This window comes from Rhodoferax sp. ZS1R8, assembly GCF_056521325.1.
Genome location: NZ_JBWMBA010000002.1, coordinates 521,532 through 545,723, shown reverse-complemented (window position 1 = coordinate 545,723; position 24,192 = coordinate 521,532). Strand labels below are relative to the sequence as shown.

Annotated in this window: 20 protein-coding genes; 8 read left to right on the top strand and 12 right to left on the bottom strand. The window is 63.3% G+C overall.

Annotated elements, in window-relative coordinates; translation table 11 throughout:
• Positions 1-68 precede the first annotated feature (68 nt).
• From ku to AC097P_RS08560, 4 genes are all read right to left on the bottom strand, one after another.
• The gene (gene ku / locus AC097P_RS08575; protein ID WP_479609973.1) at positions 69-950 is read right to left on the bottom strand and encodes a non-homologous end joining protein Ku; all 882 of its coding nucleotides are present in this window, start codon (positions 948-950) and stop codon (positions 69-71) included.
• A 2-nt stretch (positions 951-952) separates the two neighbouring features.
• Positions 953-3,142 carry a DNA ligase D gene (gene ligD, locus AC097P_RS08570; RefSeq protein ID WP_479609972.1) on the bottom strand — a complete coding sequence of 730 codons (2,190 nt, stop codon included), beginning with the start codon at positions 3,140-3,142 and terminating at the stop codon, positions 953-955.
• A gap of 109 nt (positions 3,143-3,251) precedes the next feature.
• Positions 3,252-4,136, bottom strand: a complete 885-nt coding sequence (locus tag AC097P_RS08565; protein ID WP_479609971.1) for a hypothetical protein — start codon at positions 4,134-4,136, stop codon at positions 3,252-3,254.
• A gap of 174 nt (positions 4,137-4,310) precedes the next feature.
• On the bottom strand, positions 4,311-5,489 hold the full coding sequence (locus AC097P_RS08560; protein WP_479609970.1) for an ABC transporter substrate-binding protein: 1,179 nt from the start codon (positions 5,487-5,489) through the stop codon (positions 4,311-4,313).
• A 229-nt stretch (positions 5,490-5,718) separates the two neighbouring features.
• On the opposite strand from AC097P_RS08560, the gene AC097P_RS08555 reads away from it, so the two are divergent.
• Entirely contained in the window at positions 5,719-7,659 is a 1,941-nt protein-coding gene (locus AC097P_RS08555) for a methyl-accepting chemotaxis protein (protein WP_479609969.1), read from the top strand.
• A 90-nt stretch (positions 7,660-7,749) separates the two neighbouring features.
• Here AC097P_RS08555 and AC097P_RS08550 read toward each other — a convergent pair whose 3' ends face one another.
• On the bottom strand, positions 7,750-8,820 hold the full coding sequence (locus tag AC097P_RS08550; RefSeq protein ID WP_479609968.1) for a 3-deoxy-7-phosphoheptulonate synthase: 1,071 nt from the start codon (positions 8,818-8,820) through the stop codon (positions 7,750-7,752).
• Positions 8,821-9,001: 181 nt separating this feature from the next.
• Between AC097P_RS08550 and AC097P_RS08545 the strand changes: the two genes are divergently transcribed.
• Positions 9,002-10,384 carry a hypothetical protein gene (locus AC097P_RS08545; RefSeq protein WP_479609967.1) on the top strand — a complete coding sequence of 461 codons (1,383 nt, stop codon included), beginning with the start codon at positions 9,002-9,004 and terminating at the stop codon, positions 10,382-10,384.
• Positions 10,385-10,413: 29 nt separating this feature from the next.
• On the opposite strand, the gene AC097P_RS08540 is transcribed toward AC097P_RS08545, so the two are convergent.
• The gene (locus tag AC097P_RS08540) at positions 10,414-12,516 is read right to left on the bottom strand and encodes a type IV pilus assembly protein FimV (protein ID WP_479609966.1); all 2,103 of its coding nucleotides are present in this window, start codon (positions 12,514-12,516) and stop codon (positions 10,414-10,416) included.
• Positions 12,517-12,642: 126 nt separating this feature from the next.
• Positions 12,643-13,197: a peptide-methionine (S)-S-oxide reductase MsrA gene (gene msrA / locus AC097P_RS08535; RefSeq protein ID WP_479609965.1), complete on the bottom strand. Its 555-nt coding sequence runs from the start codon at positions 13,195-13,197 to the stop codon at positions 12,643-12,645.
• A 156-nt stretch (positions 13,198-13,353) separates the two neighbouring features.
• On the opposite strand from msrA, the gene AC097P_RS08530 reads away from it, so the two are divergent.
• A complete protein-coding gene (locus AC097P_RS08530) occupies positions 13,354-13,713 on the top strand; it encodes a hypothetical protein (protein ID WP_479609964.1) in 360 nt (119 codons plus the stop codon).
• 4 nt (positions 13,714-13,717) lie between these two features.
• Here AC097P_RS08530 and trhA read toward each other — a convergent pair whose 3' ends face one another.
• A complete protein-coding gene (trhA, locus tag AC097P_RS08525) occupies positions 13,718-14,335 on the bottom strand; it encodes a PAQR family membrane homeostasis protein TrhA (protein ID WP_479609963.1) in 618 nt (205 codons plus the stop codon).
• A gap of 247 nt (positions 14,336-14,582) precedes the next feature.
• Here trhA and AC097P_RS08520 point away from each other — a divergent pair, with 247 nt between their 5' ends.
• Genes AC097P_RS08520 through AC097P_RS08505 form a run of 4 tightly spaced genes read left to right on the top strand, consistent with a single transcriptional unit; the run spans position 14,583 to position 17,751 of the window.
• Positions 14,583-15,290, top strand: a complete 708-nt coding sequence (locus AC097P_RS08520; protein ID WP_479609962.1) for a TetR/AcrR family transcriptional regulator — start codon at positions 14,583-14,585, stop codon at positions 15,288-15,290.
• Between the two features lie 42 nt (positions 15,291-15,332).
• Positions 15,333-16,010: a protein-L-isoaspartate O-methyltransferase family protein gene (locus AC097P_RS08515; protein ID WP_479609961.1), complete on the top strand. Its 678-nt coding sequence runs from the start codon at positions 15,333-15,335 to the stop codon at positions 16,008-16,010.
• A gap of 13 nt (positions 16,011-16,023) precedes the next feature.
• Complete coding sequence (locus AC097P_RS08510) at positions 16,024-16,365, top strand: rhodanese-like domain-containing protein (RefSeq protein WP_479609960.1); 342 nt, start codon at positions 16,024-16,026, stop codon at positions 16,363-16,365.
• A 33-nt stretch (positions 16,366-16,398) separates the two neighbouring features.
• Positions 16,399-17,751, top strand: coding sequence for a TolC family outer membrane protein (locus AC097P_RS08505; RefSeq protein ID WP_479609959.1), 1,353 nt, complete (start codon positions 16,399-16,401; stop codon positions 17,749-17,751).
• A gap of 79 nt (positions 17,752-17,830) precedes the next feature.
• On the opposite strand, the gene AC097P_RS08500 is transcribed toward AC097P_RS08505, so the two are convergent.
• From AC097P_RS08500 to AC097P_RS08485, 4 genes are all read right to left on the bottom strand, one after another.
• A complete protein-coding gene (locus tag AC097P_RS08500; protein WP_479609958.1) occupies positions 17,831-19,144 on the bottom strand; it encodes a 3-deoxy-D-manno-octulosonic acid transferase in 1,314 nt (437 codons plus the stop codon).
• Positions 19,145-19,154: 10 nt separating this feature from the next.
• Positions 19,155-20,342, bottom strand: a complete 1,188-nt coding sequence (gene waaC / locus AC097P_RS08495; RefSeq protein ID WP_479609957.1) for a lipopolysaccharide heptosyltransferase I — start codon at positions 20,340-20,342, stop codon at positions 19,155-19,157.
• Positions 20,339-21,721 (bottom strand): phosphomannomutase/phosphoglucomutase, encoded by a 1,383-nt coding sequence (locus tag AC097P_RS08490; RefSeq protein ID WP_479610427.1) that lies wholly within the window; start codon positions 21,719-21,721, stop codon positions 20,339-20,341. Before AC097P_RS08490 ends, waaC begins: the two co-directional genes overlap by 4 nt.
• A 240-nt stretch (positions 21,722-21,961) precedes the next feature.
• Positions 21,962-22,363, bottom strand: a complete 402-nt coding sequence (locus AC097P_RS08485; protein ID WP_479609956.1) for a hypothetical protein — start codon at positions 22,361-22,363, stop codon at positions 21,962-21,964.
• A 241-nt stretch (positions 22,364-22,604) separates the two neighbouring features.
• Between AC097P_RS08485 and AC097P_RS08480 the strand changes: the two genes are divergently transcribed.
• Entirely contained in the window at positions 22,605-24,188 is a 1,584-nt protein-coding gene (locus tag AC097P_RS08480) for an Ada metal-binding domain-containing protein (protein ID WP_479609955.1), read from the top strand.
• The last annotated feature ends 4 nt before the right edge of the window (positions 24,189-24,192 follow it).

The following is a 24,192-nucleotide window of genomic DNA, read 5'->3' as shown; positions in this document are numbered from 1 at the left end:
CACGTCCGCCCTGGTCACCGGCTAAGCTGCCGCGGGCGTACTGCCCTCTGCTCAACTGTAGAAGCGCATTACGCCCGTTTGCTTTTGGCAGCCGGGGTTTTGGCAACTGCCTTGGCGCGAACTGGCTTTGGTGCTGCCTCTGCATTGGACTGCTTCCGACCTTGCAGGCTCTTGGCCAGCAGCTCCGTCAGATCCACGACATTCGTCGCTTTGGCTTCATCTCCCGACGACTCCAACGGCGTGACCTGCTGCGCCTTACCAGCGCTTGCCTTTTGCTCCACCAGCTCTTCTATCGCCTTGGCAAAGGTGTCAGCATAGATTTCGCTCTTCCAGGGCGCTGTCATCTCTGCGATAAGCTGGCCCGCCATTTTGAGCTCGCCCGGTTTTAACTCGTTGGCCGATTTGCCGGCAGGTGGCAGTGCCAAGTCATCCGCGCTGCGCAGCTCGGTAGACCAGCGTATTGTGTTCAGCATCAGCGCCGTGTCGGTGGCGATCAGCAGCGCCAAATGTTCTTTGCTGTGCATGACCAGACGCGCAATGCCCAGCACGCCAGCGTCACGCATGGCCTCGCGCAGCAGCGCATACACGCGCTGTGCCTTGCCCATGGGCTCCAGGTAGTAGGGCCGCTCCAGCAGCACAAAATCAATCTCCGAGGCCTGCACAAAGGCCTCGATCGCAATGGTCTGCGTGCTCTTGGGAAAAGCGGCCTTGATCTCGTCATCGCTCAACACGATGTACTGGCCGTCATCGAGCTTTACGCCCTTGACGACGTTCTCCTTCGTGATCGCCTTGCCAGTGCGCTTGTTGATACGCTGGTAGCCTACCGGGTCCATCGATCGCTGGTCCAGCCAATCGAAATCCACGCTCACCTCCTGTGATGCCGGGTACAAGGCCACGGGCACGTGGACCAAGCCAAAGCTGATGGCGCCCTTCCAGATAGTACGTGGCATGTTTATGCGATCCTTTCAACAACAGGGCCGGCTTGGCCGACAGGTTTGTAGCCCAGTTTCTGCATGGCCAACGTGAGGCTGCGGGCAGCCTTGGCGTAGCCATCCCACGGGGTGTTGCCCACCGGTAGCCGCTCAGCGGCGGTCCGCACCGTCCAATGGTCGCCACCACGCAATTGCTCCAGTTCGTCCCAGGCCACTGGGACCGAAATGCCCATACCGCTGCGGGCTCGGGCCGACCATGCACTAACCGTGGTGGCCCCTTCGCCATTGCGCAAATAGTCGATGAATATCTTTCCCACGCGGTTAAGCGCGCCGCTCTTGGCAACAAAGCGCTGGGGAATTTGCGCGCTGATGTGCCGCACGATGGCCTGCGACACGTCCTTGACTGTGGCCCAGTCGTGCAGGCGGCGCAGCGGCACAACGACATGCAGGCCCTTGCCGCCGCTGGTCTTCAGAAAAGAAGGTAGATCCAGTTGCGCCAAAAACACACGAACCAGCGCTGCAGCCTCCTGTATCTGCCCCCACTGCACGCCCTCACCCGGGTCCAGATCAAATACCATGCGGTCAGGCAGTAGCAGCGCGCGCCGCGATGCGTTGGAGGTATGGAACTCAACAACATTCCACTGCGCTGCCGCCATCACACCCTGCGCGCCATTAATCTGCAGCATGGCGTACGTCGACGCAGCGCCATCAACCGGTAAGGCATCGATACCCAGCCCCGCACCCACACCGGGATGTTTTTGGAAAAACTTGTCGCCGTCCAGGCCGGCGGGCGCCCGCAGCACGGCTGCCGGCCGGTCCTGCAGGTCCACCAAGAGCAGATCGGTAACCTGCCGGTAGTAGTCCACCAGATCACCCTTGGTCACACCGGATGCGGCATCGACGACGCGCTCTGCATGGGTTATGCGGGGCATGGCAGCCATGGTCTTGCTGTTCTTCGTGGAATTGACGGCTGCACGCGTTGTCGTTGCAGCTGCGGCAGTTTCGCGCACGATAGCGCAGGCCGGCTTGTCGGTGCGCAGGCCGCGGAACACAGCCTGGCGAATGCGCCCGGCCTGCGTCCACGCATGAAAATTCACTTCGGCAACCAGATCGGGCTTGACCCAATGCGCCACGCCCTCAATATCTGCACCGTCCACAAAGGGGCACTTGCGCAAGGCAAGGGGTTTGAGCTTGGCGGCAACGTCGCGCAGGCTCCTGGCATCAAACCCGGCCCCCACTTTTCCAGCGTAGTGCAAGCCGCCCGCGCTATCAAAAACACCGAGCAGCAAGGTGCCCACATCTTTACGTGACCCCTTCGGGTTCGAGTAGCCCCCAATGACAAATTCCTGGCGCTGGAGGCACTTGAGTTTGATCCAGTCCCGCGATCGCTGGGACACATAAGGAGAATCCCTGCGCTTGCCCATGATGCCCTCAAGCCCGAGCTTGGAGACCGAGGCCATCAGGCTGCCGGCGTCGGCATCCAGGGCCTGGCTAAAGCCTACCTGCACAGAGGTTGGGGCTTTCTGCAGGCATTTTTCAAGGACCACGCGGCGCACATGTAGCGGCTGCTGGCGCAAATCCTTGCCATCAAAATACGGTAGATCAAACAGGTGCAAAACAATGTTGGCGCTGTGTGCGCGGTCAAGGCTGTTTTGCAGCGCGGCGAAATCGGGGCGGCCGGTGCGGGCGTTGTGCACAACGATTTCGCCGTCGTACCAACCGGATGGCAACTGCATCCGCTGCAGTTCTTGCCCTAGCGCAGTAAGTTTGTGTGACCAGTCCCTACCCGTTCGGCTGAACATCTGCACTGTGCCGTCATCGTCCACGCGCGTCAGCAGACGGTAGCCGTCGTACTTGATCTCGTAAATCCACTGGGCTTCATCTTCAGGCGCCTCGTCTACCAGCACGGCCAACTGCGGCTTGAACACCGGGGGTGACGCCGGTTGCGTGGCTACGACCAAGGAGGGTCTCACACCCCGCACCTGCGACACCACCGACGCGACGACGGCGGTCGGGGTAGCCTTGAGGGGCGCTGCAGCAAAGCTTTTTGCGGGAGCACCGTCCGATGCGAGGTCAACGATTCGCCCGTTAGCCGCAGCGCCGTTGAATTTGGCTTTGTAGGGCTGCAGGGCATCTTCCACCGCACGAACGGCCCGTCTTGCGAGTGTGGTTGCGCTACTCTTTTGCGCGGGCTGTGCGGCAGCTTTCATGCTTTACCCAATCGGGTGACGAGCACCCCAGGCGTAGGAAACGTTTGCGGACGCAGCGACGTCGGCACTGCGCGCATGGGTGTATACCCGGGGGCTCGATCAGTTGCGCTTACTTGCTCTTGGACGCGGTGCCGGTGCTACCACTGGCGCTCGGCACACCATGGCTTGCCCCAGTTGACGAATCGGATTCCTGCGAACCCTGCGAGCCGGAGGTTCCATGCAAACCCGGAGACCCTTGGGAGCCATGGGATACCTGCGAGCTTTGAGAAGCTTGCGCGCCCTGCGAACCTTGGGGACCTTGAGCGCCGCTACCGGACTGCTTGCTACGGTTCTTGCGCCATTCACCAAACTCGTTGGAGAAATTGCTGTAGCGTTCGTCGCGCCATGCCTTGTAGTCCTCGTCCAGGCCGCGAATTTGCTCGTTACGCCATTGGTGGTAGTGCGGGTCGTGGTGTTGACCGGAGCCGCTCTCCTGGCCGCCTTGGCCTTGGCCGAAACCGCTCTGGCTGTGGCCGCCCTGACCATGACTGCCTTGGCTACTTTGGCCAAAATCGCGCTGTCCTTGACTGTAACCACCCTGGCCTTGGCCAAAACCACCTTGGCCGAAGCCCCCTTGACCTTGACCACCCTGGTTGCCTTGACCGAAGCCGCTTGACGAACCACCCTGCTGGCCGCCTTGCAGGCCGTCCTGGTAGCCCATAGCACCGCCATAACTTTGCGAAGAGCCTTGGTTGGCATTGGTTTCGCGTGGGTTGAAGCCGGCGTCGCGGGACAAACCGTAGTTGCCATACGTTTGGCCGAATTCGAGGTTGCCATGTTGCTGGCCGCCTTCGTAGTTGGTGTCGCCACCATAGTGGCCGCCTAACTGCCCCTGGTCACCCTGGTAGGCAGACTGCTGGTCGCGGCCGCCGCCCTGACCCGAGCCGCCCATCTGCGAGCCTTGGTAGTTGCTATCCTGATTCTGCCCGCCACGTTGCTGATTTTTGTTTGCCATTTTCATTTCCTCTTGCGTTGGATTTGCGTTGCGAAACAGCCCTGAACCCTGAATGCCTGAGTGGCACGTTCGGACTGACTGCAACGGTAGTTCCAGAGGGAAAATGGGTCTGTGCGATGGACAACGCACCGCCCCATTGGATGGCTCAACGGGGCGCTTTACACGCTCCGGGAATCAGCGGATAAAACGCCCGCTGCTGGACACCATGGTCAGCTCGACGAAGCGCGATGCGTTCATCGCGGACTCGTTGAAATTCACCGCAAAACCACCGAGGTCCAAGTTCTTGGTACTCCATGCAGCCTCAATGAAACTGCTGCGTGTAGGGTTGCGACCGGCGCGGCGCAGGGCCTCGGCGAACACGCGCGCGTTGATGTAGCCCTCTAGTGCCAGGTGTGAAGGCTCCAGCGCTACATTGGCCGCCTTCCAAGCAAGCTGAAAGTCACGCACTACAGGACGCGACATATTGCTGGGCAATGGCACGATCTGCGAGATCGTCATGCCCGTGGCGTCCCCACCCAACGTGGCAATGGTGGCCGCTGCACCCATGATGGATAGTGCGTACAACTGCAGGCCCTTGCGCTCTTGCCGCACGGCTTTGACAAAGGTAATGGTCGGCTTGCCAGCCAGGCCCACCAGCACGGCTTCAGGCGCCTGTGCGGCAATCTTCTTTGCTGCTGCCGCGGCATCGGACGCGTCGCTCTCCACCGTCACCGTTGCAACGGATTCGAGCTTGTAGTGCGACATGGCCTGTTGCGTGGCCGTGAACACTTCCTTACCAAATGAATTGTTCTGGTAAACGATGGCAATGCGTTTGATCCCCACCGTGGCCAAATGCTGCACCAGTTGCTCGGCCTCATCGGCGTAGCTGGCGCGGATGTTGAACACGTTGTGTGCGTTCTTGGGGCGTACTGACAGAGCGCCCGAAAACGGCGCAAAAAACGGTATGCCAGATTCGATAACCTTGGGCAGCATAGCCTCGATCATCGGCGTGCCCATGCAGTTGAACAACGCAAAGTTACTGCGGTCTTCTATGAAGCCGTTGACATTGGCCAACGAGCGCTTGACGTCGTAGCCATCGTCGGCCACGGCCAACTCAATGGGGCGGCCGTTGACGCCGCCCTTGGCGTTGACAGCGGCAAAGCAGACCTTGGCGCCCTGGTGCATGGCCTGGCCCAACTCGCCCAAGGGACCCGTCAGAGCGATGGACTGCGCAATCTTGATCGGGCCGGTGTCGTCCGCCCGAGCCGGCACGCCGCTGGCCGCCAGTGGTAGTGCGGCAAGCGCACCCAACATGCGGCGGCGCGTTGGCTGCCCCTGCTGAGTGTTGGCGAAGCGGGGCGGGAATGGGGTCATGGTGGTTTTCATACGGTGGGCGCATCGACAGGGAATGCAGATGCTACGCGGGTGAATGACAGCAAAATGTCTTTATAGCGACAATTAGCGTGCCATTTGCTCGGTACATTCCCTAGCCTCACACTGAGCACTGCGCTGCGCTTTCTCTTCTGCACACTTGCAGCAAGCGCACTGGCTGACTGGCTTATTGCGTATTGACGCTGCCGCCGCCAGCGGCAATAGTGCGAGCATGAACCACGCTGCCGCCAAGACGCCCACGCCCCCATCGGTTGCCCGCAAGCTGACGCTGCTGGCAATGGGCATCATCGCCACCATTCTCGTGCTGCTGGCGCTGGCCATCAGTGTGGTGTCGGGGCGCACCGCGCGCCAGCAGGTACAAGAATCGGTGGCCGACAAGATCGAAGGCATCGCCAAGAGCATGGACGCCGCAGACGACGCGCAGCGCGACTTGGTGCAACGCGCGGCCAAGACGCTGCAGCAATCGTTTGAAGCCACGATGGCGCAGGACGAGGCCACTGGCGAGATCAAGAGCTATGGCGCCGCCGTCAATAACAACTTTGGCGATGTCGACACCTTCACCGGCAACACGGGCAATCTGGGCACCGTGTTTGCGAAAAAGGGTGATGACTTTGTGCGCATCACCACATCGCTGAAGAAGACCGATGGTGAACGCGTGCTGGCCCCGCCGCTGGACCGCGACCACCCCGCCTACAAGGCCGTGCTGGCTGGCCAGCCCTACACCGGCCGCGAAGTGCTGTTCGGCAAGCCCTATATGGCGCACTACGAGCCGCTGAAAAACGCCGAGGGCAAGCTCATCGGCATCCTGTCCGCATCGCGCGACCTGACACCGCTGCAGACCGAGCTGAACCAGCAGGTGGCCAACGCCAAATTTTTTGAAACCGGCGGGGTCTACGTCATCGCACCACGCAGCGCACCGGCCGATGCCGTGTTCCTGGTCCACCCCACGGCCAGTGGCAAAAAGTTGAGCGAAGTTTCGCCGCAGGCTACCGCGTTTGTCGAGGCGCTGGCCGCTGCACCGGATGGCCGCGTTGACACGGCCGCACCGCTGCTGCAGACCAATGGCTCCGATCGCTGGGCACTGGTGCGCAAGGTCAAGAGCAGCAACGCCTGGGTGGTGGCCGAGGTCTCGCACAGCGAATCCACCGCGCGCAACCGCAGCAATATGGCGATGATCTGGGGGCTGATGGCGCTGGCCACCGTGCTGCTGGCGGCCGCCATTTTTGCCGCCGTGCGGCGCACTGTGAGCCAGCCGCTGGGTGAGCTGACCACGGTGGTCAAGGCGGTGGCCGATGGGGACCTGACCCAATCGTTCCAGTCCGAACGCAACGACGAGATCGGCGCCCTGGTGCGCGAGGTCGAAGGCATGCGCATGCGCTACCAGACCGCGCTGTCGCAGGTGCGCACCGCGGTGGACAGCATAAGCACGGCCAGCGCCGAGATAGCCAGCGGCAACCAGGACTTGAGCGTGCGCACCGAGCAGACCGCCAGCAACCTGCAGCGCACCGCGTCCAGCATGGAGGAGCTGACGGCCACGGTGCGCCAGTCCGCCGATTCGGCCCGCCAGGCCAACCAGCTGGCTGCCTCCGCCGCCGAGGTAGCCGCGCGCGGCGGTGCCGTGGTCGGCCAGGTGGTCCGCACCATGGAGGACATCAACCAAAGCGCGCGCAAGATTGCCGACATCATCAGCGTCATCGACGGCATTGCGTTCCAGACCAATATCCTGGCGCTGAACGCCGCGGTGGAAGCAGCCCGCGCCGGTGAACAGGGCCGTGGCTTTGCGGTGGTCGCCAGCGAGGTTCGGTCTCTCGCCGGCCGCAGTGCCGAGGCTGCAAAGGAGATCAAGGCGCTGATCGGTGCATCGGTGGACAAGGTCGCGTCGGGTACCACGCTGGTGCAAAACGCCGGCAACACGATGGGCGAGATCGTCAACTCGGTGCAGCGCGTCAGCGACACGATTGGCGAGATCACGTCGGCAGCCAGCGAACAATCTGACGGCATTGGCGAGGTCAACACTGCCGTCAACCAGCTGGACCAAATGACGCAACAGAACGCCGCGCTGGTGGAGCAATCCGCCGCGGCAGCGGCCAGCCTGCAGGAGCAGGCGCAGCGGCTGGCACGGGCGGTGTCGGTATTCCGCTTGGGGGATTAGGCTGTACGGCCCTGGCGCCGAATCCTTAAGCGCAATCGGGCTGTAGCCCTTGCCAAACGTGCGTAAGCAGCTACTAAATGTATAGCAACCCTAGGACGACTTGTTCTGCAGCCGGCGGCTGCGCACCGCCTGGGCCAGGTTTTCCAGCACCGGCAGCGTGTCGTCAAACGCCAGGCAGCCATCGGTGATGCTCTGGCCGTAGGTCAGCGGCTGGCCCGACACCACAGGCTGCGTGCCGGCCACCAGATGGCTCTCCAGCATGACGCCGATGATGGCCTGCTGGCCAGCCGCCACCTGCGCGGCCACATCCCGCGCGACCTCGGGTTGGCGGTCAAACCGCTTGCTGCTGTTGGCATGGCTGCAGTCCACCAGCAAGGCCTGCGGTGCGCCTGCCTTTTGCAGCAGCGCCGCGGCCTCCGCCACATGGGCGGCGTCAAAGTTGGGGCCGCTGCGGCTGCCGCCGCGCAGCACGAGGTGGGTGTGCTCGTTGCCGGATGTGGTCAGCACGGCGGGCGCGCCCTCGTGCGTCAGTGACGGGAAGCAATGCGGGTGGCGTGCTGACAGGATGGCATCCACCGCCACCTGCAGGTCACCATCGGTGCGGTTCTTGAAGCCCACCGGCATCGACAAGCCCGAGGCCAGCTCGCGGTGGATCTGGCTCTCGGTGGTGCGCGCGCCAATGGCACCCCAGGAAATCAGGTCGGCGTAGTACTGGCCCAGTGTGGTGTCCAAAAATTCCGTGGCGATCGGCAGGCCCATGTCGGTGATGTCCAGCAGCAACTTGCGCGCCAGGCGCAGGCCGCGGTTGATCTGGAAGCTGCCGTCCAGGCCGGGATCGTTGATCAGCCCTTTCCAGCCGACGACGGTACGGGGCTTCTCGAAGTAGACGCGCATCACGACCAGTAGGTCTTGCGCCATGGCCTGGGCCACCGGGGCCAGCCTGCGCGCGTAGTCAAGGGCCGAAGCCGGGTCGTGCACCGAGCACGGCCCCACCAGCACCAGCAGACGGTCGTCCTGGCCGGTAATGACCTTGGCCACATCGCGGCGGGCCTGGTGGATGGCGGCGGCACCGGCCTCCATCAGCGGCAGTTCGTCTTCCAGAATGGCCGGTGAGATCAGCGGGCGCACGCTGCGGATGCGGATGTCGGCGGTGGATGGCATGGCGTTGGGTGGGGTCGGCAGAAGGAAGGCTGCATTCTAGGTTCTGCCGCCGGGCCGGCCCCAAGGCAGAACGCGGCCCCCTTTGGGGGGCAGGAAGCCACACGCAGTGGGCGACCGTGGGGGCAAGGAGCTAGGGGCCTGGCCTGCGCATGCACTATCATTCGCCGCAACCTGGAGAGCCGTGTCTGCACAGGGCAGCCCGTTCCCCGCATGTGAGACCCAATTGCCCTCCACTTCGTCACTGCCAGAGACCACCCCACAGCCCCAGAACCCGCCTGCGGCCGGGGCCAGCCATTTCGACCGCATGGAGGCCGAGCTGAAAGGCCTGCAGCAGCAGGCGAAAGCCACGCAGCAATCGCTGCAACAGTTACAGACGCGCACCACCGTAGACCCCTTCTCCACCATCACAGACAACCTGCCAGGCCTCAGCTCAGTGAACAGCGCCATGCTGGGCGTGGGCTCTGCCCTGCTGTTGGCCAGCGTGGCGGCCTGGTGGTACATGTGGCAGCGGCCGCGCACCCGCTGGATCGATGCGCCGCGCGCTGCCGTGCCGCGGGAGGCGCCCCATACCAGCGCACGCGCGCCGCTGTCCGAAACGGGCGGCCCCATGCTGTATGCCCCTGGCAATAGCACCCAACCACCCAGCCGGGCCCCGCACGGCGATGCGCTGCACTGGGACCCGAGCACCTTGTCGGGTGACACGGCACAGACCTTCGATCCATCCAGCCCCTTTGCCCGGCAGGACCCCAATCTGGCCTTTGACTCGGAGGCTGCCGCAACCGAAGTCGTTCGCGTGCGCAAATCCCTGGCTGAAAAACGCGAAGCACGGGCCTATTTGCTGGAACGCGAGGAAGGCGGCCTTGCGCCGCTCAACCCGGACGCCGACCTGGATCTAGACCTCGACCTGGACGAACCCGCCCCACCCAGTGCCCACGCCTGGCTGGACGACAGCGCTGTGACCCCGGAAGCGCCGGTGCCGCAGAGGCAGGAGGCCCCCGCGGCCGCTGCCCAACCCGAACCCGACCCCCTTGATCTGGATCTGGGTTTGGACCCCTGGCGCCAGCCGGGGGAAATACTGCCGGGCACCAACGCCAATGCGCTGGCCGAAGATATCCACCTGTCCTTCACGCTAGAGGACTACGGCATGAAGCCCGAACCCGCGCGCGCCGCCGCCGACGCCATACCCGAATACGCCATGGACAAGCCACCTGCAGCAACTCTGGATCCCATAGTGCAAGAAGAAAAAGAAAAAGAAGCGCAACCGGAACCCGAACTCCAACTGGAGGCGAAAGTCGAAGCCGAGGACGGGCGACCCGAACAACATTCCGATCACATGGACAACCCCCATGAGCCCGGCTCCAAGGCCTACGACTTCACCATCACGATGGCATTGGCACACGAATCGGCAGCGCTGGAGTTGTGGCCCGAGGCGCGGGATTTGGCCACCGAGGTGTTGGAGTCGGACGACCCTGCGCTGGTATCCGAAGCTCTGTCGTTGCTGGAGCGGCTCAACTACCTGGAACTCAACGCGCCGCCCGATACCAACTGGAACACGGTACGCTGACCGCAGCGCGGCGCCGAGCGGGCCGCCCCTTAGCGCAGATCCAGGAAATTGAAGTCCGTTGTCGGGTCTTCCAGCGGCGCACCGCGGGTTTCCACGTCTGCCTGGGGATCTTTGGGCTTGCGCGTGGGCACCGGGTTGCGTTTCCACGCACCGCGGTGTTGCGCACCGACCCGATGGGCCACATCCCCATTGCCAGACGCGTCTATGCTGGTGTCGCCCGATGGCGCACGCGCCGGGATACGCACCAGCCCAGCCGCATGGCTGTCAGAGCCGTCATCCGACAGGCGCACGATGCGCTTGGCCACCCCGTGCAACAGCAGCAACTCGCGGTACGCCAGCAGGTCAAAGTCTGGCTCGTAGACGTCGCTGGAGTGGTGGTAAATGCAATTTTCGATGTACTCCAGCACGCGTGGGTCGGGCCACAGCGCAACAATCTGGTCAATGACCTTGGGGTACTTCTCCAGTGAACGGCCTTCGTTCGTGAAGTCGTCAATGGCGGGAACGCGGCCGGTAAACCAGTTGTTGAACTCGTGGCGCAACGCCTCGTATTCCGGCTCGCGGCCTTCCTTGTAGTAGATCTTCAGCAGATCCAGGCACACCAGCGGGCTGGACTCGCCTACCTGCGCGATATGGTTGACCAGCACATCAATCGCGCTTTGAACCTCACCCAATGACAAGAAGAAGCTGGCTTGCTTGCGCACGTCCAGCAGTTCGGTGGAGTCAATCGCGCGCAGGCCTCCAGCCACGCTGATGGAAAAATCGCGGCCGCCAGCCAGCGGTGCCGCCTTCGAGGTGGATGCTGTGGGCGGACGGGGCACGGTGGCGCGGGGCGCTGCAAGATCGGCAAACGAGGGACGGACGTGCTCCACCGGTATGGGTGCCGTCGGCGTCACGTCGAATGCATCCAGATCCAGGTCCAGCGGGGCCATGCCAGACGTGGAGGCCGAGGCAAAAGCGTAGGCAGAAGTCACGTCGCGCGCAGCGGGTACCGCAGCTGGGTCGGCAGGTTCATCCACCGGGCGCTGCGCGCGCGAACGGCTGACCGGTGGAGCCTGTACCAATTCGGCCAGCAGGCTGTCGTCACTGTCCAGGCCATCCCGCCAACTTGCTGGCCGCGCGGTGCGGCCCCGCCACCACATCAAGACCAGCGCCGCCAGGGCCAGCACACACAGACCCGCCAGCGTGTAGACCAGCCCGTTCGCATAGCGCTCCGATTCTGCGCGCTGAACCTGGGCCACCAGGTCCATCAAACCCTTCTGGTTTTGGGCCGTCACGGTGTACAAGTCTTTCAGGTCTTTCTCGAAAGCCTTGGCCTTGGCCTCTTGCTGCATCAGTTCTTCGGGGCTGGTGTTCAGCGAGCGCCACAGCGCTGCTGCCTCGGCGCGCGCGGCGACATTCTCTTGCGGCGGGGTCAGCAACTCGGTCGTGGCCTGCAGTACAGGGTCATGGTCTATCAGCAGGTCCAACGGGTCCAGCTTGAGGCGGGACTTGCCGCCAGCCTTGGCAGTCGGCTTGGCGCGCACTGCGGCCGCGGACGGTGGGGTCGCCACCTCGGGCACAGCGCGCACCGGCCGGGCCGCAGGCCGCTCGGGTGCCACTGCCGAAGGTGCACTTTCTGGACGGGGTTTGCGCAGCGGGCGCTCGGCCCGAGGGGTTGGCACGGCCTGCTGCGGCGCTGTGGTGACCGCCGGCAGGTTGACGGGTGTGGTGTTTCGCGGCGTGGCCTGAGGGGCTGGCGGCTCCACCACATTGCTGGCGACTTCAGGGAATACGGTGTAGCGCTTGGACAGTTTTTGCTGGCAACCGACGCGGAAGTTGACCGTCACGATGGGCTCGTTGATCAGTACCGGCGACGTCACCCGCACGGTGGGCCCTTTGGCGCTGACCGGTTCCAGGCTTACCGAAACCCTGGCGGCTTCGAGTGGCGTGTCGCCGTAAAAGACCTCTGCGTCCATGCAGGCGGCCTGCACGTCTTCACTGGCGTCAAACTGCAGCTGGACCCGCAGATCCAGCGGCTTGCCGACAAAGATGGCGCCTTGCGCCCGACCCAGCGTCAGCGCTGCGCTGCCGATGGCAGTACACAGCAGGAGCAACCCACACGCATATGCCTTAACCTTGTACGCCACCTTCATGGGGGCCAATTCTCGCACAGGGGCCTCGTTTATCGGGAGTGCATGGCTCTCAAACTAATAGCGAAAACCCGTGCTATTCGTCGCTTGGCAGTCGGTCTTGCCGCCAGAGCGGGCCCGCCAAAAAGCTCAGGGCTTCTGCAGACGCGCAAAGGTCTTGCGAAACTTGGCCACTTTGGGTGCCGCCACCGCCATGCAATATCCCTGATTTGGGTTGCGCGCAAAAAAGTCTTGGTGGTATTCCTCAGCCGGCCAGTAGTTGTCCAAGGGCAGCACCTCGGTCACGATAGGCCTGCTATAGGTGCCGCTAGCTTGCATCTCGGCAATCACCTCTTTGGCCACGGCCTGTTGCTCGGGTGTCGAAAAGTAGATGCCGCTGCGGTATTGCGTGCCACTGTCGTTGCCCTGGCGGTTCAGGGTGGTGGGGTCGTGGATCACAAAGAAGATCTCCAGCACCTCGCGCGTGCTGATCTGGGCCGTGTCATAGACCAGCTTGACCACCTCGTTGTGGCCGGTGTTGCCGGTGCACACGTCCTCATAGCTGGGCTGGCGCACCCGGCCATTGCTGTAGCCAGACTCCACATCGACGACGCCCCTGACCTGTACGTACACCGCCTCGGTGCACCAGAAGCAGCCCCCACCCAGGGTGATGGTTTGCAGGGAGTTGCTGGTCGGGGCTGTCATGGGATTTCTCCGTTCAAAAGGCGTTGGTCGGGTGCGAGTGGCCCATCTTACGCGGGGTGCCTAAACCCTGTTGCGCGTCTCCATTCTTTCTCCACATTTGCGGCCCACAATGCACCATCGGCCAGCTGGTGCTGCCCGAACTTCAGGAGTCAAACCATGCGTCCCCTACCCAAGCATTCCATCGCACACAGCAGCCTGTTGTGCGCGATGGTGTTCGCATCCGGCCTGCTGTGTGCCCAGCCGTCCGGCACGTCGCCGTCGAATAGCGGCCAACAGCAGCAGCAACAGCCACCGCAACACCGCGGGCCGCCGCAGGAAGCGCTGGACGCGTGCAAGGCATTGAAGAGTGGGCAAGATTGCAACTTCACGTCACCCCGAGGTGCGGTCAAGGGCAGTTGTTTTGCGCCCGAAGGCCGGCCACTCGCATGCCGCCCGAAGGACGCGCCCAAGGATGGTGGCCCCCACAACAGCAAAGACGCCCTACCCGGCCCGCCGTCGGCTCAAAAGAAACAGTAAGCCATCAGGCCACGAAGGCCAACACGGTGTAGAAGTGGCAGATGCTGCCACCCAGCACAAACAGGTGCCAAAGGCCATGGCCGTGCCGTATGCGGCTGTCAGCCACATAGAAGTAGATACCGGCGGTGTAGAACACGCCCCCTGCGGCCAACCACAGAAAGCCGCGGGGGGTGAGCGCATTCCATAGCGGCACCACGGCCACCAGCGCCAACCAGCCCATCAGCAGATAAATCACCAGCGACAGCACGCGCGCGCCCTTGGCAAACCAGATTTCCTGGACGATGCCGACCGAGGCCAGCGCCCATATGCCGCCCAGCAACCACCAGCCCAATACGCCGCGCAGTGACACCAGCGCAAACGGCGTGTAACTGCCGGCGATCAGCAAATAGATGGAGCAATGGTCGAACTTCTGCAGCACCGCCTTGGCCCGCCCGCGTACGCTGTGGTACAGCGTGCTGAACACATACAGGGTCACCAGCATCGTGCCGTAGATGCTGAAGCTGATGATCTTCCAAGGGTCGCCTTGCTGCGCCGCCAGCACGACCAGGCAGACAGCACCCAATACCGACAGCCCTGCGCCGACAAGATGGCTGATACTGTTGAAGCGTTCGCCGTGGTACATCGCCTTAGCCCCGCGCTACGTGAACAGGGGCGTTGCAAACCGGCTGCGCAGACCCCATGTGGTGGTCATAAAGCGATGGGAGCCCGCACAATGGCGGGTTACAGGGAATTGTTGGCATCATGTGGTCCACATTTTCGCCTGTCGCACGTTTCGGTGCTTTCATCGCGCGCTGGACGTCGTCCGTCGCTCCGGCCTTGACCTTGCGAAGGTGCTACGGTACACTAATAACCAATCAGTCAGTAACTTCATGACCTCTTCCTGCCCTATTGAACAGATCGTTGCCACCGTACGCGCCAAGCGCGAACGCCGCAAGGACGCGCGTCCCGGGGAACTGCTGGCCGCTGCGCTGGACCTGTTCGTGGAAAAGGGCTTTGCCGGCACCCGTGCGGAAGAAGTGGCCAAGCGCGCCGGCGTGTCAAAGGGCACGCTGTTCCTGTATTTCTCCAGTAAAGAGGATTTGTTCAAGGCGGTAGTGCGCGAGAACATTTCCGGCCGGTTCAGTGAGTGGAACGACGAGTTCAACACGTTTCAAGGCACCAGCGCCGATATGCTGCGCTACTGCGTGCAGGCCTGGTGGGAGCGCATTGGCTCCACGAAGGCGGCTGGCATCATCAAACTGATGATGAGCGAGGCCGGCAACTTCCCGGAGCTGGCGGCCTTCTACAACGCCGAGGTCATCCAGCCCGGTCACGAACTGCTGCAGCGGGTATTGCAGCGCGGTGTGGACCGCGGCGAGTTCCGCCCCATCGACCAGAAATACGGCGTCTACACCGTACTGGCACCGATGCTCTTCCTGGCTACGTGGAAGAACTGCTGGGGCGCCTGCCACGAAGCGGGCATGCAGATCGACCCCGAACAGTACATGGCGGTACAGGTAGACACCATTTTGTACGGGCTCAGTACGCGGCCAGCGTCTGATGCGCCATCTGTCCAGGCCGCGGCCAGCGCCAAGTAAAATTTGCCGCAAACCGCCAACCTACGCCCTGGAGTACCCAACATGAACATCGAACAAGCCCGCTTCAACATGATCGAGCAGCAGATTCGCCCCTGGCATGTGTCAGAGCCGGCCGTGCTGGAGCTGCTGTCCACCGTCAAGCGCGAAGCCTTTGTGCCTGCCGCGCACAAAGCCTTGGCCTTTGCCGATCTGGAAATCCCGCTGATGGGATCGGGCGAAGAAGCCATCGCAAAGGGCCAGTGCATGCTGGAGCCCCGGCTGGAGGCCCGCATGCTGCAGGATCTGGCTGTGCGCCCTACTGACACCGTGCTCGAAATCGGCACTGGCTCCGGCTACATGGCCGCGCTGCTGGCCAGCATGGCGCAACGCGTGATCACCGTCGAAATCCATGCTGATCTGGCCGATACAGCCCGCAACAACCTGCGTAACGCTGGCATCCAGAATGTGGAAGTGCGCCAAGCCGATGGCGCCAAGATCGGTTCTGCCGACGGCAGCTTTGACGTCATCGCGCTGAGTGGCTCGGTGACCGAGGTGCCCCACAGTTTGCTGAGCCTGCTGAAAGTCGGCGGCCGCCTGGGCGCCATCGTGGGTGAAGAGCCCATCATGCGCGCCACCGTCATCACCCGCACTGGCGAGTCCACCTTCACCACCGTGCAAGGCTGGGACACCGTGGCGCCGCGCCTGCAAAACTTCCCCGAGCCTTCGCGCTTCAAGTTGTAAAAGTTTGGCACCCATGATTGCGCAAGTACGTCCCCAAGATCTGGCCCATTGGTTGAACGGCGTACGCGCAATCGGTGAACCGGTGGTGTTGGATGTGCGCGAGCCGCACGAACTGCAGATCGCCAGCGTCCAGGCTGACGGCTTCACGCTGCTGGCCATACCGATGAACAGCATCCCTGCACGCCTGGCCAAGTTGGACCCCGAGCAACCCATTGCCTGCCTGTGCCACCACGGTGGGCGCAGCATGCAGGTCGCCCATTTTTTGGCAGGCCATGGATTCGAGCACCTGGCCAATATTGCCGGTGGCATCCATGCCTGGTCTGCCGAACTCGATCCAAGCATTGCGCGCTACTGATTCCCACTTTTTACAAGCCCGAGAAAAACCACTATGACCCGTCATAAAGCCTCTACGAGTTTCCGTCTTATCCCTCTGGTGCTGGCACTGGCTGCCAGCGTGTCTGTCTCCGCACAGGCACAAAGCCTGGTGGACTTGTACGCCGCAGCCCGGGGCTATGACGCAACCTTCCAGTCGGCACGCTCGCAATACGATGCAACGCTGGCCAAAGCCGACCAGGCCAAGGCCCTGCTGCTGCCCACCGCCGGCCTGACGCTGGGCACCACGCAGACCAACCAGGACACCAAGGCGCCTGCCATTGCCGCCAACAACTACACGTATGCAACCGACACCGGCACTATCGGTGTATCGCAACCGCTGTACCGTCCGGCCAACTGGGCCAGCTACGAACAAGGCTTGAAGCAAATTGATTTGGCCAAGGCCCAGTTGGAGGCGGCCGACCAGGACTTGATCGTGCGCGTCAGCCAGGCTTATTTTGATGTGCTGGCCGCTTCCGACAGCCTTGCCTTTGTCAAGAGCCAGAAGACCGCGGTGGGCGAACAACTTGCGTCTGCGAAACGCAACTTTGAAGTCGGCACGTCCACCATCACTGATTCGCGTGAAGCCCAAGCCCGTTATGACCTGGTGATTGCGCAGGAACTGGCCGCCGAGAACGACCTGCTGGTGAAATCCTTGGCGCTGAACCAACTGGTCGGCCAAGCCAATGTCAAACCCAAGCCGTTGCGAGCCCCAGTGGTACTGGCGCCTGTGGAGCCTGCCGACGTGAACCAATGGGTGTTTCAGTCCGAGGCCAATAATCCCAACGTCAAGCTGCAGCAAGTAGCGCTGGACGTGGCCCTGCTGGAAACCGACAAAGCCAAAGCCGGCCATAAACCTACATTGGATTTGACCGGCAGCTACACAGCGGTATCCAACCGCGGCGGTTCTGCCGCCGGTTCTGGCATCGAAAGCCGGGCCAACGTCGGCACCGTGGGCTTGAGCCTGAACTTGCCGCTGTTTGCCGGCTTCGCCACACAAAACCGTATCCGGGAGACCCTGTCGCTGGAAGACAAGGCACGCGCCGATCTGGAAGCAACCAAGCGCACCGTAGCCCAAGGCACGCGCACCGCCTACTTTGGTGTGCAGTCCGGGCAGGCCCAGGTGCTGGCGCTGCAAGCCGCCGAAGCTTCCACGCAAAGTGCCCTGGAAGCCAACCAGCTGGGTTACCAGGTGGGCGTGCGCATCAATATCGACGTGCTGAATTCACAAAGCCAGTTGTTTGACACCAAAGCCAAGCTGGCCAAGGCCCGATACGACGTGCTGATGGGCGGCCTCAAACTGCGCCAAGCTGCCGGCACGCTGAAGGCAGAAGACTTGGCGCCTATCAATACCCAACTGACGCCGTAATAAGCCCCACGCCTGTCGCTCCGCCCACTGCGCTGCCGCCCGAGGGCGCAGCCTCGCTTAGGGCGGCCCGGCGCGGCGGCTAGCCCAACAATTCATGCACCGCCAGCGCGGTGCGCTTGGCGGCCCCGCCATGCTCCAAGCCCAGCGCCCGACCGGCGGCCTGGGCTTTTTTCAATTCTGGCGCTGACTGCACCAGCGCCAGCGCGCGGCTAATGGCTTGCGGCATATCCGGCTGTGCAAACGCGGCGCCCGCCTCCACCGCCAGCTCAGCGGCCTGCGCAAAGTTAAAGGTATGCGGCCCCATGACCACGGGGCAGCCGCAGGCCGTGGCCTCAATCAGGTTGTGGCCACCCAGCGGGGCAAAGCTGCCGCCCAGCAGGGCCACATCCGACAACGCGTAGTACAGCGCCATCTCGCCCATAGAGTCGCCCAGCCAAATGTCGGCCGGCTGCGGTGGGCCATCGCCCCACTGGCTGCGGCGCGATACGGTAAACCCTTCGGCCTCGCATAGGGCTGCAATGGCATCAAAACGCTGCGGGTGGCGCGGCACCAGCATCCACTGCACCGCTGGGCTTGCTATAGTTTCAGTAGCTGCTTGCGCTTGACCCACGAGGGCTACAGCCCGATTCTGCTTAAGCGCTTGCAGGAAAACAGCCTCTTCACCTTCGCGCGTGTTGGCAAACACGATGACCGGCCCGGGCTGGGTGCAGTGCCAGGCATGGCCCTGTTGCAGTTGCGCCGCATCGGGCGTGGCGTCAAACTTGAAATTGCCCAGCACGCCTTTGACGGGCGCACCCAGCGTGCCCAGCCGCGCGGCATCGGGCGCGGCCTGCGCCCACACGGCTCGCAGGCTGGCATAGGCGGGGCGTGCCAGCCAGGCCAGGCGCAGCGACTGCCTCAACGACTTCTCGCTCATGCGGGCATTGACCAGGCACAGCGGTACACGGCGCGCCTTGCACGCTGCCACCATGTTCGGCCAGATTTCGGTCTCCACCAGAAGGCCCACCCGCGGTTGGAAATGGGCCAAGAAACGTTTAACCGCGCCGGGCGTGTCCCACGGCTGCCATACCTGCATGTCGCCCGCCTGCAGCAGCGACCGGCCTTGCACCCGGCCCGTGGCCGTGCCGTGGGTCAACAGCAGGCGCATGCCGGGCAAGGTGGCGCGCAGCGCGGCTATCAGCTCGGCGGCGGCACGTGTTTCGCCCAACGACACGGCATGCACCCACACAAAAAACTGTTCGCTGCCCAACGGTTTTTGCAACGCCGGGTAGACACCAAAACGCTCTTCCACGTGCTGGCCATACTCCGGCTCCTGCACCGCACGGCGGCGCAACTTGGCGCGCACAAAGGGCTGCAGCAGCCACATCAGCAGGGAATACAGAGGGCGCAGCATGGCGTGTGGATTATCGGGAGAACACCGGCGTGTCCAGGGCTTCCCATGCCTGCCAGACCGCATCCACATCCGGCGTTGGACTCGCGTAGACGCTGACCTGGGGCGATGGCCCCTGCTCAGCTGCTGGCGGCCCGGTGCGCCAGGCCGTGTCGAAGTTGTAAATCTGCACGTGGGGCAAACCCAGCGCCACCGCAATATGGCTCAGGCCGCTGTCCACGCCGATGACGCCGGCACACTGCGCCATGGTGTCCGTCACCGCGTCCAGGCCCATGGTCGGCCAGACCCAGGCATCATCCAGCTCGGCAGCGATGGTGTCGCTGGTGGTCTTCTCCGCGGCATTGCCATGCGCCAGCGCCACGGCAAAGCCGCTGTGGTTCAGCCGCTGGCCCAGCGCGATCCAGGAGGCGACCGGCCAATGCTTGTCTTCGCGCGAACTGCCGTGCACCAGGGCCACACAGGCCTTGCGCGGCACAAACGAATTGCCCGGGCCGCCCGTGGGGTCCCACGGCAGCGCCACATGCTCACCAGGCTTAAGCCCGAAATACGCCGGCCCCTCAACCGTGTAGCCCAGCGCCTGCGCGCACAGCAGGCGCGCGCGCTGCACGGCATGCACATGCGGCTCCAGGCGGATAGCTACGTCGGCCACCCAGCGCGTTGGCGCTTCATAACCCGAGCCTTCGGTCTGGTTGGCCATGGCGATGCGGCGACCGTCTGGCGTCGTGCGTGCCAACCAGGCCACCAGCGCGGATTTGCTTAGCCCCTGCAGGTCCAACACCGCGTCGTATCGCTCGGCCTGCAGCCGGTGTTTGAAGGCCCGCCACTCGGCACGCGTCTTTTGCGCAAAGGGAGTCTTGCGCCACTTGCGCAGTTCACATGGGATGACTTTTTGCACACCTTCGCAGCGCGTGACAAGCGGGGCAAATCCCCGCTCCACGACCCAGTCGATTTCGGCGTTGGGGAAAGCTCGGTGCAAGTCCTGCACAGCCGGCATCGCATGCACCACATCGCCCAGCGATGACAGCTTGACGATGAGGATCTTGCCCCCACGCTCCCGCACTCCGTGTCGGTCGCTGCCCCCCGAGGGGGCGTGCTCTTCCTGGGGGCGGCCCGGCGCAAGAGCATTGCCCCCACGCTCCCGCACCCCCTGCACATCGTCGCCGGGTGGATTCACCTCACTGCGAGCACGCCGTTCTTTCAATGCGCAGCCTCGGCGAAACTGGCGTCGGGCTTGACCGAGCGCAACAGTGTGAGCATGTCTTCCTGGATGCGGTGCAAGGCTTCGGGCGTGTGCCCTTCAAAGCGCAGCACCAGCACCGGCGTCGTGTTGGAGGCGCGGATCAGGCCGAAGCCATCCGGCCAGTCCACGCGAACACCATCAATCGTGTTGATGGTGGCGGGCGCTGCAAATGATGCTTTCGCAATCAGTTGCTCCACCAAGGCGTGGGGTTCGCCCTCTGCGCACTTCACGTTCAATTCAGGCGTAGAGAAGCTGGTCGGCAAGTCGTTGAGCATCACACCCGCATCCGCCACGCGGCTGACGATCTCCAGCAGGCGGCAACCGGCGTAGGTGCCGTCGTCAAAGCCATACCAACGCTCCTTGAAGAAGATGTGGCCGCTCATCTCGCCACCCAGCGGCGAATCGATCTCGCGCATCTTGGCCTTGATCAGCGAGTGGCCAGTCTTGAACATCAGCGGCACACCACCCGCAGCGGTGATGGCCGGCGCCAGGCGTTGCGAGCACTTCACGTCGTAGACGATGGTGCCGCCGGGCACGCGGCTCAGCACGTCGCGGGCGAACAGCATCATTTGGCGGTCTGGGTAGATGTTGGTGCCGTCCTTGGTGACGATGCCCAGGCGGTCCCCGTCGCCATCAAAGGCCAGGCCCAGCTCGGCGTCACCAGACTGCAATACCGCAATCAGATCCCTCAAATTCTCGGGTTTGCTCGGATCCGGGTGGTGGTTGGGGAAGGTTCCGTCCACTTCGCTGAACAACTCGGTCACCTCGCAGCCGATGGCGCGCAGGATGGCGGGGGCCGAGGCACCTGCCACGCCGTTGCCGCAATCGACAACGATCTTGATCGGCCGGGCCAGCTTGATGTCGCCGACGATACGGCTGCGGTAGGCCTCCAGCACATCGGCCGTCTGGCGCGCGCCGCCGGCTTTCAGCGTCCAGCCATCGGTCTCCATGATTTTGCGCAGGTTCTGGATGTCATCGCCATAGATGGCGCGACCGGCCAGCACCATCTTGAAACCGTTGTAGTCCTTGGGGTTATGGCTGCCCGTGACCTGGATGCCAGACGCAGCAAGCGTGCTGGCGGCAAAGTACAGCATCGGCGTGGTCACCATGCCAATGTCGATGACGGTGATGCCGGCGTCCTGCAAACCGGCCATCAGTGCCTCGGCCAGCGAGGGCCCGCTCAAACGCCCATCGCGCCCCACGGCAACTGTGGTCTGGCCCTCGGCCAAGGCCACTGTGCCAAACGCCCGGCCCAGGCCGCGTGCCACATCGGCATTGATAGTGGTGGGCACAATGCCGCGGATGTCGTAGGCTTTGAAGATGCTGGGTGCGAGATTCATCATGGTGTAGTTTTTTCCCTGTACGAATAATCGATGTGGCAGACGGCGGAATGCAGGTGCCGTGCCTGAGCGAAGGATTGTAGGTGTGCGGCGCTTGCGCTACTGCTGTCGACCGCACGGACGGAGACCCCGCATACTCAGCGGCATTGCCCAACGGCAATGCGTGCAACACTCCTCGCGCGGCGGCGTAACCGACTTGCCCCATTTTTCAATGGCCGACGGCGATTCACACAGCGGTATCTACGTTTCAATATCGACGTGCACCGCAAGCAATTTGCAGTTTGACCCTGGCGCCTGCTCAAAATGGAACTGCACTGGACCAACCTTCTCTGACAGTGCGTTGATCCAGAAGCCTTCGTACCGGTATGCCGTCGGCGAGTCTTTGGATTTGATAGTTAGCCGCTTGTTCTGCACGAAACGGGGTTTAGCCGCCTCTTGAACGGCCGACATCTTGCCCAGATACTCTGCCGTGCGCTGAAATGTTTCGGCGACTGCAGTTGGTTCGTCAAATAGTGCAGCCAGCTCCTGCGTCTTGCCCTTCGACAGAAGTGCAGCGGTTTGCAGACTACAGGGTTCGCCTGCCTGCGCCTCCCATGAAAAAACCAAGGCGGCGCAGAGCAACAGTGAGAAACGAGCGGACATACATTCAATGTGTGCAAAAAGTTCAACGATACGACCGACAAGCAGTACACAGCTTTTCGTCGCGAACAACACTTTTCCGTGTGGCAATTTCCGGTTCGCACTATAGCTGACCCCCCAACACAAGCAGAACGTACCAACCCCGGTCGCGCAAGCTCACTACAGCCACGTAGCCACAAACGAAGCCCAGCCACGTGTCCGAAAACGGCTACTTCCCGCCCCCGCCCTGCGTATCATTCCCCACATGCCAGCCGCAAAAGCCCCAACCACCAGCACCAACACCCCCGCCGAGGATGACGCCTGCTACCTGGCGCTCAAGGCGCGGGATGCGCGGTTTGATGGCCACTTCTTCACGGCTGTCAGCTCCACCGGCGTCTACTGCCGGCCGGTGTGCCGGGTGCGCACGCCCAAGCGTGAAAACTGCCGCTTCTTCGCGCTGGCGGCGCAGGCTGAATCGGCCGGCTACCGCCCTTGCCTGCGCTGCCGGCCCGAGCTGGCACCGGGTGCCACACCACTGAATGGCGCGGCGTTGGGCAACCTTCAAAACTGGTCCACACAAGACGCCTCCGCCATCCTGGCCCAGCAGGCTGCGCGCCTGTTGGATGAGCCTACGCTGTGGAGCGATGGCTCGCCGTCGATGGCGGATTTGGCCCACCGGCTGGGCGTCAGCGAACGCCACGTGCGCCGTATTTTCGAGACACATTGCGGCGTGTCGCCACTGCAGTATCTGCAGACGCGGCGTTTGCTGATGGCCAAGCGCTTGCTGACCGATACCGAGCTACCGGTGACGCAGGTGGCAGCACTCAGCGGCTTTGGCAGCCTGCGCCGTTTCAATGCCAGCTTTGTTGACCACTACCGCCTGCAACCACGCCAGCTGCGCAAGGACCGCGAACCGGTGGGCAGCGCCACGGCGCCCAACACCGCCGGTTTTGTGCTCAAGAGCGCGTACCGCCCGCCTTACGATGTGGCGGCGATGCTGGGCTTTTTTGCGACGCGGCAGATCGCCGGCATGGAACTGGTAGACCCGGCTCGGCTGACGTTGGCGCGCACGCTGTCTTTGGCCGTGGGCAAGCGCACCTACAGCGGTTGGGTGCAGGCGCGCTTTGAGCCTGAGCGATGCACCGTGGTATTTGACATCTGCAACAGCTTGAACGACGCGCTGCCAATGGTGCTGGCGCGACTGCGCGCGATGCTGGACCTGGATGCCGAGCCCTGGGCCATCAATGCCTGCTTGCAGGACGACTTTCCCGGTTCAGACGGCCTGCGCATGCCAGGCTGTGCCGACGGCTTCGAGCTGGGTGTGCGTGCCATCCTGGGCCAGCAGATCACCGTGCAAGCGGCACGCACGCTGGGGGCGCGCCTGGTGGAGCGTTGGGGCGGCGATGTGCCCAAGGCTCCGGCTGGCGTCAACCGCCTTTTCCCCACACCCCAGGCGCTGGCGCAGGCCAGCGGTGACGAGCTGGGGCAGATGGGCATCGTCCGCCAACGCCAGCGCGCGATACAGGCGCTGGCGCAGGCGGTGATCAACGGCAATGTGGTGTTGCAGCCTGGCGTGGACGTGCCCGCCACGCTGGCCGCGCTGCAGGCCCTGCCCGGCATTGGTCCCTGGACCGCTCAGTACATTGCGATGCGTGCGCTGCGCTGGCCCGATGCCTTTGTGGCCGGCGATGTGGCCCTGCAAAACGCGCTGGGCGTACGCAACGCGGCTAATCCGCAACAGGCGGCCGAGGCAGCGTCGCAGCGCTGGAAGCCATGGCGCAGTTACGCGGTAGTGCGTGCCTGGGCCAGCCTGGCCACACCGCCGCAACCAGCACAGGCCGGCCAGTGAGCGA

Coding starts and splice junctions, on each gene's coding strand:
- ku (WP_479609973.1), bottom strand. CDS start 950: ATGCCACGTACTATCTGGAAGGGCGCCATCAGCTTTGGCTTGGTCCAC.
- ligD (WP_479609972.1), bottom strand. CDS start 3,142: ATGAAAGCTGCCGCACAGCCCGCGCAAAAGAGTAGCGCAACCACACTC.
- AC097P_RS08565 (WP_479609971.1), bottom strand. CDS start 4,136: ATGGCAAACAAAAATCAGCAACGTGGCGGGCAGAATCAGGATAGCAAC.
- AC097P_RS08560 (WP_479609970.1), bottom strand. CDS start 5,489: ATGACCCCATTCCCGCCCCGCTTCGCCAACACTCAGCAGGGGCAGCCA.
- AC097P_RS08555 (WP_479609969.1), top strand. CDS start 5,719: ATGAACCACGCTGCCGCCAAGACGCCCACGCCCCCATCGGTTGCCCGC.
- AC097P_RS08550 (WP_479609968.1), bottom strand. CDS start 8,820: ATGCCATCCACCGCCGACATCCGCATCCGCAGCGTGCGCCCGCTGATC.
- AC097P_RS08540 (WP_479609966.1), bottom strand. CDS start 12,516: ATGAAGGTGGCGTACAAGGTTAAGGCATATGCGTGTGGGTTGCTCCTG.
- msrA (WP_479609965.1), bottom strand. CDS start 13,197: ATGACAGCCCCGACCAGCAACTCCCTGCAAACCATCACCCTGGGTGGG.
- AC097P_RS08530 (WP_479609964.1), top strand. CDS start 13,354: ATGCGTCCCCTACCCAAGCATTCCATCGCACACAGCAGCCTGTTGTGC.
- trhA (WP_479609963.1), bottom strand. CDS start 14,335: ATGTACCACGGCGAACGCTTCAACAGTATCAGCCATCTTGTCGGCGCA.
- AC097P_RS08520 (WP_479609962.1), top strand. CDS start 14,583: ATGACCTCTTCCTGCCCTATTGAACAGATCGTTGCCACCGTACGCGCC.
- AC097P_RS08515 (WP_479609961.1), top strand. CDS start 15,333: ATGAACATCGAACAAGCCCGCTTCAACATGATCGAGCAGCAGATTCGC.
- AC097P_RS08510 (WP_479609960.1), top strand. CDS start 16,024: ATGATTGCGCAAGTACGTCCCCAAGATCTGGCCCATTGGTTGAACGGC.
- AC097P_RS08505 (WP_479609959.1), top strand. CDS start 16,399: ATGACCCGTCATAAAGCCTCTACGAGTTTCCGTCTTATCCCTCTGGTG.
- AC097P_RS08500 (WP_479609958.1), bottom strand. CDS start 19,144: ATGCTGCGCCCTCTGTATTCCCTGCTGATGTGGCTGCTGCAGCCCTTT.
- AC097P_RS08490 (WP_479610427.1), bottom strand. CDS start 21,721: ATGAATCTCGCACCCAGCATCTTCAAAGCCTACGACATCCGCGGCATT.
- AC097P_RS08485 (WP_479609956.1), bottom strand. CDS start 22,363: ATGTCCGCTCGTTTCTCACTGTTGCTCTGCGCCGCCTTGGTTTTTTCA.
- AC097P_RS08480 (WP_479609955.1), top strand. CDS start 22,605: ATGCCAGCCGCAAAAGCCCCAACCACCAGCACCAACACCCCCGCCGAG.